At 72.4% G+C, this 18145-nt stretch carries 21 protein-coding genes and 1 pseudogene; 14 read left to right on the top strand and 8 right to left on the bottom strand.

Features of this window, described 5'->3' with window-relative positions; translation table 11 throughout:
• The first annotated feature begins 140 nt into the window (after positions 1-140).
• The 3 genes from O7626_RS29970 to O7626_RS29980 all read left to right on the top strand — a co-directional run bounded on the left by O7626_RS29970 (position 141) and on the right by O7626_RS29980 (position 2616).
• Positions 141-1097, top strand: a complete 957-nt coding sequence (locus O7626_RS29970) for an FAD-dependent oxidoreductase (RefSeq protein ID WP_278064387.1) — start codon at positions 141-143, stop codon at positions 1095-1097.
• Positions 1098-1341: 244 nt separating this feature from the next.
• Entirely contained in the window at positions 1342-1755 is a 414-nt protein-coding gene (locus tag O7626_RS29975) for a hypothetical protein (protein WP_278064388.1), read from the top strand.
• A 267-nt stretch (positions 1756-2022) separates the two neighbouring features.
• Positions 2023-2616: an HNH endonuclease family protein gene (locus O7626_RS29980; RefSeq protein WP_278066377.1), complete on the top strand. Its 594-nt coding sequence runs from the start codon at positions 2023-2025 to the stop codon at positions 2614-2616.
• 80 nt (positions 2617-2696) lie between these two features.
• Here the strand turns inward: O7626_RS29980 and O7626_RS29985 are convergent, their stop codons facing one another.
• The gene (locus tag O7626_RS29985) at positions 2697-2885 is read right to left on the bottom strand and encodes a DUF397 domain-containing protein (protein WP_278064389.1); all 189 of its coding nucleotides are present in this window, start codon (positions 2883-2885) and stop codon (positions 2697-2699) included.
• Entirely contained in the window at positions 2872-3660 is a 789-nt protein-coding gene (locus O7626_RS29990; RefSeq protein WP_278064390.1) for a helix-turn-helix transcriptional regulator, read from the bottom strand. Before O7626_RS29990 ends, O7626_RS29985 begins: the two co-directional genes overlap by 14 nt.
• A gap of 476 nt (positions 3661-4136) precedes the next feature.
• On the opposite strand from O7626_RS29990, the gene O7626_RS29995 reads away from it, so the two are divergent.
• Positions 4137-4424 (top strand): hypothetical protein, encoded by a 288-nt coding sequence (locus O7626_RS29995; protein ID WP_278064391.1) that lies wholly within the window; start codon positions 4137-4139, stop codon positions 4422-4424.
• Between the two features lie 63 nt (positions 4425-4487).
• Here the strand turns inward: O7626_RS29995 and O7626_RS30000 are convergent, their stop codons facing one another.
• The 3 genes from O7626_RS30000 to O7626_RS30010 all read right to left on the bottom strand — a co-directional run bounded on the left by O7626_RS30000 (position 4488) and on the right by O7626_RS30010 (position 6097).
• Entirely contained in the window at positions 4488-4742 is a 255-nt protein-coding gene (locus tag O7626_RS30000; protein ID WP_278064392.1) for a Smr/MutS family protein, read from the bottom strand.
• Positions 4739-5107, bottom strand: a complete 369-nt coding sequence (locus O7626_RS30005) for a tetratricopeptide repeat protein (protein ID WP_278064393.1) — start codon at positions 5105-5107, stop codon at positions 4739-4741. The genes O7626_RS30000 and O7626_RS30005 overlap by 4 nt, the downstream gene beginning before the upstream one ends.
• A gap of 231 nt (positions 5108-5338) precedes the next feature.
• A complete protein-coding gene (locus tag O7626_RS30010) occupies positions 5339-6097 on the bottom strand; it encodes an ROK family protein (protein ID WP_278064394.1) in 759 nt (252 codons plus the stop codon).
• Between the two features lie 53 nt (positions 6098-6150).
• Here O7626_RS30010 and O7626_RS30015 point away from each other — a divergent pair, with 53 nt between their 5' ends.
• The 4 genes and pseudogenes from O7626_RS30015 to O7626_RS30030 all read left to right on the top strand — a co-directional run bounded on the left by O7626_RS30015 (position 6151) and on the right by O7626_RS30030 (position 10051).
• Positions 6151-7788 (top strand): ABC-F family ATP-binding cassette domain-containing protein, encoded by a 1638-nt coding sequence (locus O7626_RS30015; protein ID WP_278064395.1) that lies wholly within the window; start codon positions 6151-6153, stop codon positions 7786-7788.
• 124 nt (positions 7789-7912) lie between these two features.
• Positions 7913-8161: pseudogene (locus O7626_RS41595) on the top strand (hypothetical protein); the annotation flags it as partial.
• A 143-nt stretch (positions 8162-8304) separates the two neighbouring features.
• Positions 8305-9027 (top strand): methyltransferase domain-containing protein, encoded by a 723-nt coding sequence (locus tag O7626_RS30025; protein WP_278064397.1) that lies wholly within the window; start codon positions 8305-8307, stop codon positions 9025-9027.
• 91 nt (positions 9028-9118) lie between these two features.
• On the top strand, positions 9119-10051 hold the full coding sequence (locus O7626_RS30030; RefSeq protein ID WP_278064398.1) for an NADP-dependent oxidoreductase: 933 nt from the start codon (positions 9119-9121) through the stop codon (positions 10049-10051).
• 113 nt (positions 10052-10164) lie between these two features.
• Here the strand turns inward: O7626_RS30030 and O7626_RS30035 are convergent, their stop codons facing one another.
• Positions 10165-10842: a Crp/Fnr family transcriptional regulator gene (locus O7626_RS30035; protein ID WP_278064399.1), complete on the bottom strand. Its 678-nt coding sequence runs from the start codon at positions 10840-10842 to the stop codon at positions 10165-10167.
• A gap of 106 nt (positions 10843-10948) precedes the next feature.
• Between O7626_RS30035 and O7626_RS30040 the strand changes: the two genes are divergently transcribed.
• Entirely contained in the window at positions 10949-11230 is a 282-nt protein-coding gene (locus O7626_RS30040; protein WP_278064400.1) for a YciI family protein, read from the top strand.
• On the opposite strand, the gene O7626_RS30045 is transcribed toward O7626_RS30040, so the two are convergent.
• A complete protein-coding gene (locus O7626_RS30045; RefSeq protein ID WP_278064401.1) occupies positions 11212-11793 on the bottom strand; it encodes a dihydrofolate reductase family protein in 582 nt (193 codons plus the stop codon). The two genes, O7626_RS30040 and O7626_RS30045, sit on opposite strands and share 19 nt — an antisense overlap.
• A gap of 102 nt (positions 11794-11895) precedes the next feature.
• On the opposite strand from O7626_RS30045, the gene O7626_RS30050 reads away from it, so the two are divergent.
• From O7626_RS30050 to O7626_RS30060, 3 genes are all read left to right on the top strand, one after another.
• Positions 11896-12912 carry a DUF5937 family protein gene (locus O7626_RS30050; protein WP_278064402.1) on the top strand — a complete coding sequence of 339 codons (1017 nt, stop codon included), beginning with the start codon at positions 11896-11898 and terminating at the stop codon, positions 12910-12912.
• 59 nt (positions 12913-12971) lie between these two features.
• On the top strand, positions 12972-13736 hold the full coding sequence (locus tag O7626_RS30055) for a TetR/AcrR family transcriptional regulator (protein ID WP_278064403.1): 765 nt from the start codon (positions 12972-12974) through the stop codon (positions 13734-13736).
• 122 nt (positions 13737-13858) lie between these two features.
• Positions 13859-15124, top strand: coding sequence for an MFS transporter (locus tag O7626_RS30060; protein ID WP_278064404.1), 1266 nt, complete (start codon positions 13859-13861; stop codon positions 15122-15124).
• Here O7626_RS30060 and O7626_RS30065 read toward each other — a convergent pair.
• Complete coding sequence (locus tag O7626_RS30065; RefSeq protein WP_278064405.1) at positions 15102-16208, bottom strand: winged helix DNA-binding domain-containing protein; 1107 nt, start codon at positions 16206-16208, stop codon at positions 15102-15104. The two genes, O7626_RS30060 and O7626_RS30065, sit on opposite strands and share 23 nt — an antisense overlap.
• A 228-nt stretch (positions 16209-16436) precedes the next feature.
• Between O7626_RS30065 and O7626_RS30070 the strand changes: the two genes are divergently transcribed.
• Both O7626_RS30070 and O7626_RS30075 read left to right on the top strand, forming a co-directional pair.
• A complete protein-coding gene (locus O7626_RS30070; RefSeq protein WP_278064406.1) occupies positions 16437-17246 on the top strand; it encodes a DUF6071 family protein in 810 nt (269 codons plus the stop codon).
• On the top strand, positions 17243-18115 hold the full coding sequence (locus O7626_RS30075; RefSeq protein WP_278064407.1) for a glycosyltransferase: 873 nt from the start codon (positions 17243-17245) through the stop codon (positions 18113-18115). Before O7626_RS30070 ends, O7626_RS30075 begins: the two co-directional genes overlap by 4 nt.
• The last annotated feature ends 30 nt before the right edge of the window (positions 18116-18145 follow it).

Consider the following 18145-nt stretch of genomic DNA (forward strand, 5'->3'; position numbering starts at 1 on the left):
ATGCGTGGCCGCAATTTCCAGCCGATGCCGACGCCATCGAATCCATATTGACGTGTCGGGGTGATGACCCGCGCCCGCGCAACCGGGAATCCGGCAGCACACGACCACTGGCCGGCTAAGACCTCCGTTAATATGGCCCAATGGCAGCACCCCGACGGCCCGACGCTCTCGTTGTCGGCGCGGGCGTCATCGGACTGTCCACCGCGGTCCGGTTCGCCGAGGCCGGACTCTCGGTCCGGATCAGGGCCGCGAGCCCGCCCCAGCAGACCACCTCCGCCTCCGCCGGGGCGAGTTGGGGGCCCTACGAGTTGGCCGACGAACGCGTCGTGCACTGGAGCGAGCAGACCCGACTGACCCTGGAGAAGATCGCCGAGGACCCGTCCTCCGGCATCCGGCTGGTCCGTGGTCTGGAGGTCGCGCCCTTTCCGCTGGATCCGCCGGCCTGCGTCCGCGACATCTTCGACTTCGAACTCTGCCCCGCCGACGAACTGCCGCCCGGATACGTCAGCGGATGGCGTTACACAAGTCCCCTGGCGAACATGCCGGCCTATCTCGAATATCTCACCCAACGACTGCTCGGCCAGGGTGGCACCATCGAAATCGGCGCGATCCGCTCCTTCAAGGAACTCGCCGGCACCGCTGGCGTACTGGTGAACTGCACCGGGCTCGGTTCCCGATATCTGGTGCCGGACGACCAGGTATTTCCGACCCGGGGACAACTGGTGGTCGTCGACAATCCCGGAATAGAGACGTTCTTCCAGGACTGGGCCGAACACGAGGACCTGACCTACATCCTGCCGCACGGCGACCACGTCGTACTCGGCGGCAGCGCCACCCCGGGCTCCGAGGACCTCACCCCGGACCCGGCCAGGGCAGCGGCGATCGTCGAGCGCTGCGCGGCCGTCGAGCCGCTGCTCCGGGTGGCCCGGGTCCGGCGCATCCTGGTCGGGCTGCGGCCGAGCCGGTCGAGCGTACGGATCGAACGCGACCAGGTCGACGGGAATCCGCTCATCCACAACTACGGGCACGGCGGCTCCGGGCTCGCCCTTTCCTGGGGATGCGCCGACGAGGTACTGGCCCTGAGCGGGTTGGTCTGACCGATCCGGGAATCGTCGGTCCGAATCGGACCGCGGAAATGCCACCGGACCGGCGCACTCCTGCCGGGCCGAGCGCCGAGTTCACCCCTGACGGGTGAACTCGGCGGCACGACAGGAAGCCCGACCGCGTGCCGGCAAATATCTGACTGACAGTCGGCGGCGGACTGTTACACCATGGCGCCAGGACAGGCGGTAAGGTCCGCGTCCGGTCGACCCGCCACCCGAGAGGTACGGTGAGAATCCCATGATCCGTAAGTACGGCAAGGCCCTCGCCGCCGTTGTCGGGGCGGCCCTCACGGTCGCGTACGGCGCACTCTCCGGAGACCAGCGCATCGAGTCGGACGAGGCGGTGCAGATCGCCATCGCCGCCGCGACCGCCGTCGGCGTCTACCTGGTGCCGCTGACCCCGCAGTACCGCTGGGGCAAGACCGCCGTCGCCGTGCTGCTCAGCGTGCTCCAGGTGCTGGCCACGGTGATCCTCGGTGGACTCGACTCGAACGAGTGGATGGCGCTGCTGCTGGCCGCGCTCACCGTACTCGGTGTCGGTGCCGCACCCGCGGTCTCCGACAACGGCACCAGCAGCTCGGCGCCCCGCCAGCCGCGCACGCCGAACACTCCCAGCACTCCCAGCACCCCCAGCAGCAGCCAACCGGCCTGAGGCGACCGAGGGTCGGCGCCGGGCGCGGCCCGTCCTGGACCGGACGGGCCCGCCGCCCGGCCCGAGTGCACGCCTCGCCTGCCCGCAGGGTGGCGCCGCGCATTACGGCGGGCGTCGATGGTCGGTTACGTCAGCGTGGCGATCCGGACACGGTGGTCAGTTAAGTTGATCTCTCCCGTACCCCCAGAGCCTCGGGAGGCATCCGTGTTCCACCTCCGACGTCACCGTCTCCGGCTGACCCTCGCCGCCACCGCGGCCAGCGCGACGATCGCCGCGTCCCTGCTGGTCGCCACCCCGGCCGGCGCCACCCCGCCCGGCATCCCGGCCAAGTCCACCGCGCAGTCCAACCTGAACGCCCTCACCGTCGCCGCCCAGGGCTCGATGAGCGGCTACAGCCGGGACCTCTTCCCACACTGGAGCACCGTCAGCGGCGCCTGCAACACCCGGGAGACGGTACTGCGGCGCGACGGCAGCGGGGTGGGTGTGGACAGCTCCTGCTATCCGACCTCGGGCAGCTGGTACAGCCCGTACGACGGGGCGACCTGGAGCAACCCGGCGGACGTCGACATCGACCACATCGTGCCGCTGGCCGAGGCGTGGCGTTCCGGCGCCAGCTCGTGGGCGACCAATCGCCGGCAGTCATTTGCCAACGACCTGAACGGCCCGCAGCTGATCGCCGTCACCGACAACGTCAACCAGGCCAAGGGCGACCAGGACCCGTCCACCTGGAAGCCGAGCCGCACCGCCTACCACTGCACCTACGCCAAGATGTGGATCCGGACCAAGTACAACTGGGGCCTGCGGTTGCAGTCGACGGAGAAGAGCGCGTTGCAGACCATGCTGAACACCTGCTCCTCCTGACCCGACCCGACGCACGCGCCGGCCTGTCCCGAGGTCACGCCTCGGGGCGGGCCGGTCCGGCGCACAGCCGAGAGCTGACGTCAGACGCTCTGCTTCGCCAGGCTGACGAACGCCTGCCAGGCGGCGGGCTCGAAGGTCAGGGTGCCGCCGTCCCGGTCCTTGGTGTCCCGGACCAGCACCAGGCCGGGGATGTTGTCCGCAACCTCCACGCACTCGCCGACAGCGTTGCTGCGCGATGACGTCCGCCAGCGTGGCTCACTTCTGCCCATCGATCATCCTCAGGATCACGTCTCTGGACTGGTCGGCAGACATGGCCAGCGCGTCCACCTCCAACCACGCTACATCGAGTCGGGCGAGTTCGACATGGGAGGTGGCGACGCGGCCGGTCAACTGGTCGTCCATGTAGCCGACGCGGCGGCCCTCCGGCAGGCCGGCGAGGACGAAAGCGCCGCCGAGGCCGACGTGCAGCCCGCCGGCCCCCTGGGCGACGACGCGGACCTTGACGTGTGGCAGGTGACCCACGTCGACAAGGTGGTTGAGTTGTTCCTTCAGGACTTCGGGTGGCCCGGTGCGCAGCGCGACCTCTCCGATGATGGCGCTCAGGATCGCAGGGTGTTCCCGGCCGATGGTCGCGCCCTGGCGGGCCAGGCGGCCGGCGGTCAGCTCGTCGACACGGCCGGCGTTACCGGGAGATCCCGCGAAGACCGCCCGCATGTAGCTCTCGCACTGGAGGAGGCCGGGGATCAGCAGTGGCTGGTAGGCGCGCAGCGTCAGGGCGCGGCGTTCGTGATCCTCCCACGAGCGCAACCACGGGCGCAGGTCGTCGTGGGCATTCTTCGCCAGCTCCTGAAGCTCCTGGCCGGTGCCGAACGCCCCGTCGAGGCGCTGCGCCGTGCCTTCCTGCGGGATCAGCTTGCCGCTCTCGAAGGACTGCACTGTCGACTTGGCCACGCCGATCGCCGCGGCGAGCCTGTCCTGAGACAGTTTCCGCTGCGTGCGCAGCTCCCGGATGCGGGCCGGAAGTGATGCCGGCTGGTCATCCATGACTATCACCCCGGGTGGTCGAAAGGTGGTGTCGCCACCGTCCGGCGCCCACCTCGCTCATCTTCCGTCACCATGCCGTCACAGTCCAGGGTCGATTACAGACGGTGCTCGGGACTGGAACCGGGTGCCGCCCCTCTGCTATCCGCCGACTCGGGAGGGCACGACATGGGACAACGCTTCGCCAAGCCTCGTCATCGTCGCGCGTGGTGGCGCCTCTGGCGCTACTGCCGGTGCGGTTTCCGCTGGGTCTGCCCGGACTCGGTCGAGCTGGTACCGATGCCGTACCAGCCGCGCCTGCAGCCGATCAGTCGGCACGAGTTCCGCAGAGCGGTCCGGGAGGCGGCAAGCGCCGCTGCCATCGCCCGGGAGTCCCGGGAGACGACCGGCCACGTAGGGCACCTGACGCCCGCCCAGATTAACCGGGGCCGCTACGGGGAGCGGCTGCGCCAGCCTCAGCGAGTCGGCCGGAGGTAGCCGTGATCGGGCCGCAGGAGCGCTGGTACCGGCACATGCGCCGGCTCGCCCAGCGCAGCCACCCGGCCGGCCGGCACCACCCCGCGCCGACGTACCGCTGCCTGACCTGCGACGACCCCTGGCCCTGCGCCCCAGCCCGGCTCGCCCTGCTGATCGGTTTCAAAGGCAACCGGGTGGGCCTGATGATGTACCTCGGCGCGCACCTCACCCGCGCCATGCAGGCGATGCCCGACACACACCCCGCGCTGATCGCCGGCCAGATCCTCTACTGGGTCCCCCGGCGCCGGTAGCCCCGATCCCGCACCGCGAGACCCCGGAAGTTTGCCTTCCGGGGGTCTCCGCGCGTCGGTGGCCTACTTCCAGCGGAAGTGCACGAAGAGGCGACCGAAATTTTTCGAGTCCTTCTCCACCCGGTGGTAGAGCTGCTTGACGTCCTTCTGGTCGAGGAAGCGGAGTACCCGCTTCTTCAACTGTCCCGACCCCTTGCCGGGAATGATCTCGACCATGGTGGCCTTCTTGGCCACCGCCTCGTCCATGATTCCGCGCAGCGCCCGGTCGATGTCGTGTCCCTTGTTGAAGATCTCGTGCAGGTCGAGCTTGAGCTTCACCGCCGACCGCCGACCCGGGTCTCGACGCGTTCCAGGGCGACCCGGTAGTCGTCGTTCTCGGCGTACATCGCGGCGGCGATCCGGAGGTGCCTAAGTGCCTCCTCCGGCCGGCCGACCCGTTCCAGGGTGCGGCCGAGCACGTGGTGCGCGTAGTGGTCGCTCGGGTCGCGCCGCACCAGGGTGCGCAACTGCTCCTCGGCGCGGGCGAGCTGCGCCGACTGGAAGTACGCGCGGGCGAGCAACTGGCGTACGGAGGCGTTGTCGGGCTCGGCCTCGACGATGGGCTCCAGCAACCGGGCGGCCCCGGACGGGTCCCCGGTCTCGAAGTACATGGTCGCCCGGCGGTACTCGGCCAGAAGATCCACTAGACCCACCTCCTCATGTCGCGACTACTTCCCCTCGACGCTGGCACAACACCGCCGGGACCGCGACTGTTCCGATGGACAAGATCGCGACAGCGGATGCTTGCGGTGCGCGCGGTGTGCGGTGTGTTGTGGGGTGTGCGCAGTTATTGTCGTGGTAGCGACAATAACTGCGCACACCAGCCGGTTTCATGAGCGGGTGCGGAGCCGGCCCCCAGCCGGGGACGGCGGCGGTCAGCCCCGCCCGGCGCCCAGGTCCCAGGCGCGGACCCCGCCGACGATGCCGGCGCTGTTCGGCACCACCACCACGTCGTCGCCCATCCGGGCCAGCTGTTCCGGGCGGACCAGCCGGGAGTTGCCACCGCCCAGATAGAGCCGGTCCCAGAGGAAGACCGGACGCAGCCCCTCCACCACCCCCCGGACCCGGCGCGACCAGAAACCGTCGCCGAGCCGGCGCCGCTCGTGCTCGCCGACGTAGGTGTCGTAGCTCATCCCCCACCGGACCGGCGCCTGGGACAGCTCCAGGTGCGGAGCGAGCAGCCCGCCGTCGAAGAGCGCGCAGCCCAGCCCGGTGCCGAGGGTCAGCACCAGCTCCAGGCCGGTGCCGGCGACCACCCCCGCACCGTGCACCTCGGCGTCGTTGAGCACCAGCGTCGGCAGCCCGAACGCGTCGGTGAGCGCGCTGCGCACGTCGAAGCCCGACCACTCGGCGACCAGCTCCGGATCCGGCCTGGTGCGCGGCCCGGCCCGGGTGACGTAGTGCGGGGTGGCCACCACGACGCCGTGCCGGAGCATCCCGGGCATCCCGACGGTGACCCGGTCCGCCGCCGGCAGCCGGCCGCCGAGATCGAGCAGGGTCTTGACGAAGAGCGCGGTCGGCAACGGGTACGGGGTCGGCACCCGCAGCGGCCGGGTCCGCATCGTGCCGGCCGCGTCGAGTACGGACGCCTTGATCCCGCCACCGCCGCAGTCGATCGCCAACGTGGTCGTCACGGTGATCAGTGTGCCCCTCGCCGGGGAGGACTGCGGATAGCATCTGAAGTCTCATGAGCGCCACACTTATCGCCAAGGACCTCGCCGCCGGACACGGCGACCGGGTCCTCTTCGCCGACCTCGAACTCGTCGTCGCCCCCGGTGACGTGGTGGGGGTGGTCGGGGCCAACGGGGCCGGCAAGTCGACCCTGCTGCGTACCCTCGCCGGGCGGCAACCGCTCGAACACGGCACCCTGGCCCTCAACCCGCCGTCGGCGACCGTCGGCCACCTGCCGCAGGAGCCCGACCGGCGACCGGGCGAGACGGTCCGGGCGTTCCTCGGCCGCCGGACCGGGGTGACCGCCGCACAGGCCGAACTCGACGCCGCGACCGGGGCGCTGACCGACGGGCTCGCCGGCGCCCACGACCGGTACGCGACCGCGCTGGAACGCTGGCTCGCGCTCGGCGGCGCCGACCTGGACGAGCGGGCCGAGCAGGTCACCGCCGAACTCGGCCTCGCCGTCGGCCTGGAGCAGCAGATGACCGCGCTCTCCGGCGGCCAGGCGGCCCGGGCCGGGCTGGCGTCGCTGCTGCTCAGCCGCTACGACATCTTCCTGCTCGACGAGCCGACCAACGACCTCGACCTGGCTGGGCTCCAGCGGCTGGAGGAGTTCGTCACCGGGCTGCGCGCCGGCACGGTGCTGGTCAGCCACGACCGGGAGTTCCTGACCCGGACGGTGACCCGGATCCTCGAACTCGACCTGCACCAGCAGCAGGTGCGGCACTACGGCGGCGGCTACGCCGCCTACCTGGAGGAGCGCGAGGTCGCCCGCCGACACGCCCGCGCCGACTACGAGGAGTACGCCGAGACCCGGGCCGGGCTGGAGGCGCGGGCCCGGGTCCAGCGGGCCTGGATGGAGAAGGGCGTCAAGAACGCCCGCCGGAAGGCGACCGACAACGACAAGCTGGGCCGCAAGTTCCGGTCCGAGTCGACCGAGAAGCAGGCCGCGAAGGCCCGGCAGACCGAACGGCTGATCGAGCGGCTGGAGCTGGTCGAGGAGCCGCGCAAGGAGTGGCAGCTCAAGATGGAGATCGCCGCCGCGCCCCGGGCCGGTGCGGTGGTGGCGGCGCTGCGCGGCGCCGTCGTCCGGCGCGGTGGGTTCACCCTCGGCCCGGTCGACCTCCAGGTGGACTGGGCCGACCGGATGGTGATCACCGGCGCGAACGGTTCGGGCAAGTCGACGCTGCTGGCGGCCCTGCTCGGCCGGCTGCCGCTGGACGCCGGGCACGCCTCGCTCGGTCCGGGCGTGGTGGTCGGCGAGGTCGACCAGGCCCGGGGACTCTTCGTCGGCGGCCAGCCCCTGCTGGACGCCTTCGGCGCGGCGGTGCCCGAGCTGACCCCGGCGGACGTGCGCACCCTGCTGGCCAAGTTCGGGCTGCGCGCCGGGCACGTGCTGCGGCCCGCCGACACCCTGTCGCCGGGTGAGCGGACCAGGGCGGCGCTGGCCCTGCTCCAGGCCCGGGGCGTGAACCTGCTGGTCCTGGACGAGCCGACCAACCACCTCGACCTGCCGGCGATCGAACAGCTCGAATCGGCGCTGGAGTCGTACCCGGGAACCCTGCTGCTGGTCACCCACGACCGCCGGATGCTCCAGACGGCCCGGACCACCCGGCACGTCCGGGTCGACGCCGGCCGGGTCAGCGAAGCCTGACGCCGACCGGCGGACCGACCGACCTGCCCGATTGGATCGCCCGGCCGGCCCGGTCGCGGCCCTGCTGGCGCTCCGGCCATCGATCCTCGTTTCTCCCGGCGCCGGGCTGGGCAATAACCACGCCATGCTCACCTGGGAGTATGCCCTGTTGGTGCGCCGCCGCCAGCCCCGGCTGGACGAGAGCGGCTGGGAACTCGTCTACACCTGGTACGGCCCGGACGGTGCCGTGCTCGACGTCTCCGCGTACGGGGACACCGCGCTCTCGCACCTCAACCGGGCCGGCGCCCAGGGCTGGGAGCTGGTCTCGGTGACCGAGGACGGCAACATGCAGGGCAGTGCCGAGCTGCACCGCTACCACCTCAAGCGGGTACTCCGGGCGGCGACGCCCCGACCGCGGCTGCGCAACCTCGGCCGGGCCGGCCGGCGGGCCGGCACCGGCTGACCGCACCCCGGGGTGAACCCGACCCGGACGCGTAACGGGGACGATTCCGGGTAGCCGCGGCCAGGAGGTGGAGGATGGTCGCGCAGCTGCACAGGGCACCCTCCGGGGAACGGTTGCGCTCGATCGACGAGTTCCTCGGGATGGCCTACGCCGACCTGGTCAAGCACGACGACCGGCTGCGCGGTACCGCCGTGCAGGCGCGGTTCGACCGGGGCGTCGCGCACCTGACCGGCGAGGTGGCCGACCGCGAGGAGCTGGCCACGGTACGCCAGCTCGTCGGCCGGCTCGACGGCGTACTCGCGGTCTGGTCCCGGGTACGGGTGGCCGGCCGGGACCCGGTGGTGATGGATCTCGGCTGCGGCGCCGCGAAGCAGTACCCCGGCAACCTCGGTCTCGACCTGCGGGTGGCGCCCGGGGTGGACGCCCAGGCCGACCTCTCCGGCCCGCTGCCGCTGGCCGCCGACTCGGTCGACGTGATCTTCACGGTGCACATCCTGGAGCACCTGATCGACTTCCTGACCCTTGTCGACGAGTGCCACCGGGTGCTCCGCCCCGGCGGCGTACTGCACGTGATGAGCCCCTGGTGGGGGCATGTCAACGCGGTCGCCGACCCGACCCACGTACGGCTGCTCGACGTACAGACGATCAAGCACATCTGCCAGCGCCATCCCGGTGCGCCCCGGTGGTACCCGCTGCACGCCGGCTGCGACGGCGCGTCGATCTTCGCCGACCTCACCCCGCTCGGCCCGGACGACCCTGGCCCGGACCCCGGCCACCTGGCCCGGTTCTTCGACTGATCCACCGCCTGGGGGGCATGTAGCGGGGCTGGGCGGGAAAGCACCGGGATCGGATCGGGCAAACGGGGAGGGCCGGTAGATGCGTGCCGTCATGTCTGAGTCGTTCGGGGCGATGCCGGAGGTCCGGGAGTTGCCGGAGCCGACGCCCGGTGACGGCGAGGTGAAGATCGAGGTGCAGACCTCGTCGCTCAACGGTTTCGACGCCAAACTCGCCGGCGGCTTCCTGGCCGGCGAGGTCGAGCACCAGTTCCCGGTGGTACTCGGCCGGGACTTCGCCGGCATCGTCACCGAGATCGGGCCGGGCGTGCGCGGGTTCATGCCGGGCGAGAAGGTCTTCGGCGTGGTGGCGAAGCCGGGGCTCGGCGACGGCTCGTTCGGCGAGTACGTGGTCGTGCCGGAGGAGATGGGGCTGGCGCCGCTGCCGGCCGGGCTCGACTACCGCTGCGCCGGCGTACTCGGCCTGGCCGGGATCGCCGCGCTGGCCAGCGTCGACGCGGTCGGCCCGGGGCGCGGCGAGACGCTGCTGATCTCGGGGGCCACCGGCGGGGTCGGGCACTACGCCGTCCAGCTTGCCACCGCGCGCGGCGCGACGGTGATCGCCACCGCCGAGGCCGGTCCGGCCGCCGACCTGCTGCACGAACTCGGTGCCGCGCACACCGTGGACCACCGGGCCGACCTGGCCGCACAGGTCCGGCGGCTCGCCCCGGACGGGGTGGACAACGCCATCCACCTGGCCGGCGACCCGGAGATGGTCGCCGACCTGGTCACCCCCGGTGGCCGGTTCGCCTCCACCGTCGGGGTGGATGCCGAGCAGCTCGGCGACCGGGAGCTGAACGTCAGCACGATCGAGGCGATCCCGGACCGGATCGTGCTCGACCACATCGCCACCGAGGCCGCCGCCGACCGGCTGCGCCCGTCCATCGCCCGCACCTACCTGCTGGACGAGGTGCCGCAGGCGTTCACCGACTTCAACAACAGCGGTACCGTCGGCAAGCTCGCCGTCGCGATCGGCTCGGCCGGATAGCGGCAGCGTCCGCGAGAGCCCGGTGGACGTACGTCCGGGAGAGCCCGGTGGCCGTCCGGCGGAGGTGCGAGCCGATCCTCCGGACCCTGGTCGGGGCGCAGTCGTCCGGCCGGTCAGTCCGCCGACGCGGCGCGGGCCGCCAGGAGTTCGGGGGCCAGCACCAGCACCGCGCCCGGCTCGACCCGGACCAGCCCGGCGTCGGCGAGGCCGCGCAGCGCCCGGTTGACCGAGACCCGGGTCAGCCCGACCGACTCGGCCAGCCCCTGCTGGGCACCGGGCAGCGGCACCCGGCGCCCGCTCCGGCCGGCCGCCGCGACCAGCCAGGCCGCCACCCGGGTCCCGGCGTCGGCGTACGCGGTGCGGGCCAGTTCCGCCTGCCGGTCCCGCAGCCCACCGGCCAGTTGCCGGAGCACGTGCCGCCGGACCGCCGGTACGTCCTCGATCAGCCGGAGCAGTTCGCCGGCCGGCACCAGGCGGTAGCGCAGCACGGTGCCGGCCAGCCAGGTGGCGATGTACCCGCCGCCGTCCAGCACCGCGCTCTTGTCGACCGCACACGGGCCGGTGAAGTCACCGAGCCGCAGCCGCTTCCCGTCCGCCGTGTCGTGCACCCCGGTGAGGGTGCCCGCCTCCACCACGAGCAGGTGCTCGGCGGGCTGGCCGCGTAGCGCCAGCACGTCGCCGGGGCGGGCGGTACGCGACACCGAGCGGTCGAGCAGCCGGCGCAGCCGCGCCGGCCCGAGCCCGGCGAAGACGGGTACGGCAGCCAGCCTGCGCAACTCGCTCGGTTCCATCACCGAATTGTCCCCGACCGCCCCGGCCACCCGCCCAGCCTCGCTTCGGCGGCGGCTGTATCAGGGTTTACCGCGTCCGCCTGTCGGGTGGCCGTATCGTCGGCGCATGATCGTTGTGGAAGTGCGTTTCACCGGTGACCCGACCGAACGACTGGCCGCCCGCCCCGCCCACCGGGAGCTGCTGGCCCGGCTGCACGCCGAGGGCGGCCTGGTCGCCGCCGGCCCCTGGGCGGACGACTCGGGTGCGCTGCTGCTGTTCGACACCGACGAGGCGGCGGCACGCGAGGCGCTCGACGCCGATCCCTACTACCGGGCGCCCGGGGTCAGCGTGGTCTCGGTACGGCACTGGACACCGGTCGTCGGCGGTCCTCAGCGCAGCACGTCGTAGACGAGCTTGGTGATGCCGTTGGCGTACGTCTCGGACTCGACCAGCCTCAGCATCTGCTTGTCCCGGTCGGCGTCGCTGAACATCCGCTTGCCGGCCCCGAGCAGCAGCGGAAAGACCAGCAGGTGGTAGCGGTCGATCAGGCCGGCGTCGGAGAGGTTGCGGGCGAGGGTGGCACTGCCGTGGATGAAGATCGGGCCGCCGTCGGTCTCCTTCAGCCGGGCGACGTCCTCCAGGGAGCGCAGGATCGTGATGTCCCCCCAGTTGTCGACCAGGGCGTCCTCGTCGAGGGTCGTCGAGACGACGTACTTCGGCAGGTCCTTGAGGGCGGCGAAGTCCGCCATGTCCGGCCACACCGGCGAGAACACCTGGTAGCTGGCCCGGCCGAACATCAGCGCGGTGGCCTCCTCGGTCTCCCGGCCCTTGAGCTCGTACGCCTCCGGCACGAACTCGATGTCCTTGTACGTCCAGCCGCCGCTGCGGTGGGCCTCGGAGGCGGTGCCGCCGCCGGGTGAGTCGACGACGCCGTCCAGCGAGACGAAGGCGGTGTAGACCAGGGTTCGCATCTTCGAAGTCCTATCCGTTGTCCGGGTGGGTGTGCCCAGTCTGCTGTCGGCGTCGCGCGGTCGGCCACGATTAGACTCAGCCCTAATCGGGAGGGGCGACGCGTGATCCACCTGCACTTCACGGCGATCGACCTGACCCGGGTACGCTTCGCCACCTCGCCGCTGATGGAGACCGTCGCCAGCCTACGTACGCTGGCCGCCGGCCGGCGGGGGGCACACCTGCACCGGCCCTGGCTCGACGGGTTCGCCGAGCGCGCGGACCGGCTGCGCGAGCGCGACCTCGAACTGCTCCGGGCGCTGGTACGGCCGGCGGGCTACCTCCCGGACTTCCTGGTGCCGCCGCAGCGCCGGTCCTCGTCCTTCGCCGAGGAGCTGGCGCGGGTCGCCGACGCCGACCCGGAGATCGTGGCGCGGGAGCTGGCGCACCTGGCCACCCACCGGATCGCCCAGCAGGAGCCCGGCCGGGAGGGGCGGCAGGCCCTGCTCCAGGCGCTGGTGGACCGGCCGGATGCGGGCCTCGGCCGGGTCACCGGGGCGATCGAGGCATACCACCGGGTCGCGATCGCGCCGGACTGGAAGCGGATCGAGGCGTTGCTGAACGACGACATCGCCTACCGGCTCGACGCGCTCGCCGACGGCGGCGTCGACCGGATGATGGGCAACCTGCACCCGTCGGTCACCTTCGCCGACCAGACGCTGCGGATCGTCAACTACTACGAGGGCCACGCCGACTGCGGCGGGCGCGGCCTGCTCCTCGTACCGTGCGCCTTCGCCTGGCCGGACGTCCTGGTGCGGACGGCGGAGCCCGCGTCGCCGAGCATCTCCTACTCGCCGCGCGGCCTCGGCCGGCTCTGGGAGGAGCACCCCGAGCAGGCCGGTTCGGCGCTGGCCGGTGTCCTGGGGCACACCCGGGCCGCCCTGCTGGCCCAGCTCGACCTGCCGATGTCGACAAGTCAGGCCGCCACCCAGATGGCACTCGCCGCGCCGACGCTCAGCGTGCACCTACAGGCGTTGCGGGCCGCCGGGCTGCTCACCTCGCGCCGGGCCGGCCGGCAGGTGCTCTACTCGCGCACCGATCTCGGCGACCGGCTGCTCAGCGGGGCGGGCCGACCGAGCTGAGCCGCGAACCATCCTACGGCGTACGCTGTAGAGAGTTCTGGTTCGGGGAGGATGGCGAGGTGACGACGGAGTACGGCGGCAGTGGCGACCCGAAGCGGAGCATGGAGCTGCTCTGGGGCGTACCCGATCGCCCCCGGCGGGGCCCGAAACCCAAGCTCACGGTGGACCGGATCGTCCGGGCGGCGATCGAGATCGCCGACCGCGAGGGACTGGCCGGGCTCTCCATGCGACGGGTCGCCGACGAACTCGGCGTCACCGCGATGTCGCTGTACACCTACGTGCCGGGCAAGGCCGAGCTGATCGACGTGATGCTCGACGCCGTGCACGCCCGGACCGACGCCCCCGACGACGGCGGGGGCGACTGGCGCAGCCGGGTCGAGCGGCTGGCCCGGGAGAACTACGACCGCTACCGCCGCCACCCCTGGCTGCTCCAGGTGGCCCGCAGCGTGCCGGTGCTCGGCCCGAACCTGCTGGCCCAGTACGACCGGGAACTGACCGCCGTCGACGGGCTGGGCCTGACCGAGGTCGAGATGGACCTGCTGGTCAGCCTGGTCGCCGACTACGTGCACGGCGCGGTACGCGGTGCCGTGGAGACCGCCCAGATGCGCCAGCGCACCGGGATGACCACCGAGCAGTGGTGGCAGAGCTACGAACCCCTGCTGGCGCAGGTCTTCGACGCCGAGCGCTATCCGGTGGCCGCCCGGGTCGGCTCGGTGGCCGGTGCCGAATACCAGGCCCCGGCCGACCCGGCCCGCTCGTTCGACTTCGGGCTGCAACGGCTGCTCGACGGGATCGAGGCGTTCGTCCAGCGCCGGAGCCGGTAGCCGGTAGCCGGGGTCGGGGTCGGCCGGAAAGGCGGGCCCGCCACCGCAGGACCGCCGTGGGTTACCGGGTTGCCGGGTCGGGTCGGTGGTGCTTGGCTGAGATCCCTTCCGGTTCCGTGGGGGTGTCCGTGCCGTCGCCACCGTCCCTCGACGACCCTGCCGCGCTGCGCCGTGGCCGGATCGCGGTGTCGCTGCTGTTCCTGCTCTTCGGGATGGCGATCGGCACCTGGACCGCCCGGATCCCCGCCGTCAAGGAGAACCTGGGCCTGACCGACGGCCAGCTCAGCATCGGGCTGCTCGGGCTCGCCGCCGGGGCCATCACCGGCATGCAGTTCACCGGACGCCTGGTCGACCGGTACGGCAGCGTCCGGGTGATGCTGCCGGTCGCCCTGGCCGAGGGTGGCTGCCTGCTGCTTCCCGGGTACGCCGGCAACCTGGTCACGCTGACCCTGGCCCTCTTCGTCTTCGGCGCCGTGCACGGCACCCTCAACATCGCGATGAACGCCAACGCGGTCGAGGTGGAACGCGCCCGGGGCCGCCCGATGCTCTCGTCCTGCCACGCGGTCTACAGCATCGGCGGATTTCTCGGCGCGGCGGTCGGCGGCCTCTTCGCCCGCGCGGACGCCGGTGTCCCGGTCACCTTCTGGACGACCGGGCTGGTCGCGCTCGGCCTCGCCGGCTGGGCCACCCGGTGGGCCCTGCCCCGCACCGGGCACCCCGCACCGCCCACCTCCCCCACCCCGCCAACCGCCGACGCCGGGCAGTCTGGCGGTGACGGGTCGGGCGGGCGGCGGCGGGAGTCGCCGGGCGTGCTCCTCCTCGGCGTACTGGCGTTCTGCTGCCTGGTCGGCGAGGGGGCCGCCGCCGACTGGAGCACGGTGTATCTCCGGGAGAGCCTGGGCAGCGAGCCGGGTTTCGCCGCCGCCGCGTACGCCGCTTTCGCGATCATGATGACGGCCGGCCGGCTCGTCGGCGACCGGCTCGCCGCCGCGCTCGGTCCGGTGCCCCTGGTACGCGGCAGCGGCATCCTGGCCGCCGTCGGGCTCGGCGGGGCGCTGCTGGTCGGCCACCCGGTCGCCGGGCTGATCGGATTCGGCTGCCTCGGCGCCGGCCTCTCCTGCATCGCACCGCAGGTCTTCTCGGCCGCCGGCAACCGGGACCCGAGCCAGGCCGGCCGGGCGCTGGCCCGGGTCGCCGGCCTGGGTTACCTGGGCTTCCTCGTCGGGCCGGTGGTGATCGGCGGTGCCGCCGAACTGCTCGGCCTGCCCCGCGCGCTGGCGCTGCCGGCCCTGCTCGCGCTCTTCGTCGCCCTCGCCGCCGGAGCGCTCCGCCCCCGGCGACCGGGACAGCCGAGCACCGCACCGGTCAGCGTGGACCCACGATCCTGACCTCCGGTGAGCAGTCGTCACCGGCCAGGAAGCGCAGCAGATCCGCTCCCTCGACCTCCAGCGCCGCCGCGTCGGCGGCGGAGAGCCGGGCGAACGGCTCGACCGTGAGCAGTGCGCTGCCCCGCTCGACGACGGTCGTCCAGGTGCCGGCGGTGAAGCCGTCGACCAGCACCGCTCTGGGCAGTTGGCCGTTGCGGGTCACCGACCGGGACCGGAACTCCTCGGTGAGCACCCGGGACCGGTCGGCGTACGAGAGCAGCAGGTTGTCGAAGTCGTAGAGGAACCGGGGCGCGGCAGGCACGTCCGGATCGGGGCGTACGGCGTCGGGCAGGTCGAACAGCTCCGCCCCGGTCTCGTCCCGCAACGGCACCAGGCTCGGGCGCAACCGTTCCAGTACCTCGGCGAGCCGGGTCAGTCCGGACCAGACCTGCACGTCACGCACGGTGGCCGGGCCGAAGGCGGCCAGATAGCGGAGCACCAGGTCGTCGACGGAGCCGGCCGGCGGCGGCAGCTGGCCGAGCCACTTCTCGACACTCTGGTGGGCGGCCAGCCCGCTGCGTCCCCAGACGCCCCGGGGCGGCACCTGGACCAGTGGCACCAAGGCCCGGACCGCCTGGGCCAGCGCCTCGGGATCGTGCTCCGGCCAGTGCCGCGCCAGGGCCTTTCCGAGTTGTCCGAAGGTCAGCGGTCGCTCGTCGAGCAGCTCGCGGGCGGTGGCGACGACCTCGTCCCGGTCCACTCCGGTGAGCCGCCGGCCGTAGGTCTGAGTCAGGCCGCGTTCGACCACCGGTTGCAGCACGGGGCGCAGCGCCAGCGCGTCGGCGGCGGTGACCAGGTGGATGGTCGAGCGCATCAGCGCGACCCGGACCGCCCGCCGATCGGTCAACAGCTCCGCCACCGCCTCGGGTGGACAGTCACGCAGCCGGGTCCAGAAGCCGACGTACCAGGTGTGGGTGGTCTGGGCCTGCATCCCGACCAGGTGTTCGAGCGCCTCGACCGGCGTACGGTCCGACCGGCGCAGCAGCAGCTGTCGGTGCAGGGTGGCCCGGTTGAGCGCCCGCCGGCTCAACAGCTTGCCGTGCATAACGGAGTTCTCCCGATCGACGAGGACGCGGCCCGGGCGGCCAGGGATGCGACCCAGGAGGTCAGTTGTGCGGCCCAGGCTAGCGCCCGGCCCCGACCAGCCCCTCCGCACACCGGAACAGCCGTTTGCCGGCCGGCAGCAGAGCTGGGTATATTCACCTGCGTCACAGGATGGGAGCGTTCCCATGCGTACGGGGCCGCGAGCGCGGGACGGGGTGAGATCGGGCGGATGAGCACCATCCGGCTGCTCGTGGTGAACGGGTGCAGCTTCGCCCGGGGCGCCGAACTGGCCGAGCCGGACCGCGACTCCTGGCCGGCCCTACTCGGCCGGGAGCTGGAGATCGACGTGGTCAACCTGGCCTGCGACGGTGGCTCCAACCGACGGGCCGTCCGGACCACCGTGCAGCACCTGGATTCGATCCGGGCGGCACACGGGATCGACTTCGGGCAGATCCTCTTCGTGAACATGTGGACCGCGCTGAGCCGCAACGAATACCACGACAGCGGGATCGAGGACGGGCCGGTCCGCCCCGACCTCGGCGTACGCCCGGCGCTGCCCGGTGAGCTGCACTGGCAGCGGGTGGCCGACTGGAAGGCCGCCGAGGGGGACAGGCCGTCGAAGGCGTACCTGCGGCACCTGTTCAGCACCACCGGCGAGACGGTCAACTTCTTCGTCGACTGGCTGCTGCTGGAGCACCACCTGACGAGTCGGGGGGTGCCGAGCCGGTTCGCGTTCGCCTGGGAGATCCTGCCGGACCCGATCCCGGCCGAGGCGGTCCCGGTGATGCGGGCGCTCCGCGCCGACCTGGTCTTCGGCGCACTGCCGCCCCGGCCCGAGGAGACCTTCCGGGAGATGGTCTTCGGCCGGGTGCCGTTCGGCGACTGGGACCACCCGCTGGCGGAGGGACACCGGCAGTTCGCCGCCGCGCTGCTGCGCTGGCTCGACGCCGACGAGCGGCTGCGCTTCCCCCGCGACGGGCGGAGCGGGCAGGGTGAGCAGAGCGGGCAACCCGGGCCGAGCAGTTGGTGCGGGCGGTGACCGTACCCGGGCTGGTGTCGGTGATCATGCCGGCCCGCGACGGCGCCGCCACCATCGGCGCGCAACTGGCCGCGCTGGCCCGGCAGACCTACCCCGGACCCTGGGAACTCGTCGTCGTCGACAACGGCTCCACCGACGGTACGCCGGAACTGGTCGCCGGCTTCGCCGGCCGGCTGCCCGGTCTCCGGCTGCACCGGGCGGACGACCGGCCCGGCACCAGCTACGCCCGCAACGAGGGCTGCCGGGTGAGCCGGGGCGAACTGCTGCTCTTCTGCGACCAGGACGACGTGGTCGGACCCGACTGGGTGGCCGAGATGGTACGCGGACTCGCCCGGTTCCCCGCCGTCGGCGGACACGTCGAACGGCGGCTGCTCAACGACGACGTCGCCCTGGCCACCCGCCCCGAGAAGCCGGCCGGCTCACTCCAGTCCGGATTCGACTTCCTCCCCTACGCGCTCGGCGCCAACTGCGGGGTACGCCGGGCCGTCTTCGAGGAACTCGGCGGCTTCGACCCCGCCTACCGGTACGGCTCGGACGAGGTGAGCTTCTTCTGGCGGGCGCAGCTCGCCGGGTACCCGATCGGGGCGCTGCCGAAGGCGGTGGTGCACTACCGGCTGCGCCGCCGGCTCCCGGAGATGGCCCGGCAGTACTACGCGTACGGCCTCAGCCATCCCCGGTTGTACCGCGACTTCGCCGCAGCCGGGTTACCCCGCTCGGTCCGGCCGGCCGCCCGGGAGTGGCGCTGGCTGCTCGGCCACCTGCCGGACCTGCTCCGGTCCCGCCGGGCGCGGGCCGTCTGGGTGACCCGGTGCGCGATGCGCTGCGGCCGGATCGTCGGCAGCCTGCGCAACCGGGTCGTCTTCCCCTGACGAAGCCCCCTGCCCGGCGACTCCCACGCA

The sequence above is a fragment of the Micromonospora sp. WMMD1102 genome (genome assembly GCF_029626265.1).
Lineage (GTDB): Bacteria > Actinomycetota > Actinomycetes > Mycobacteriales > Micromonosporaceae > Plantactinospora.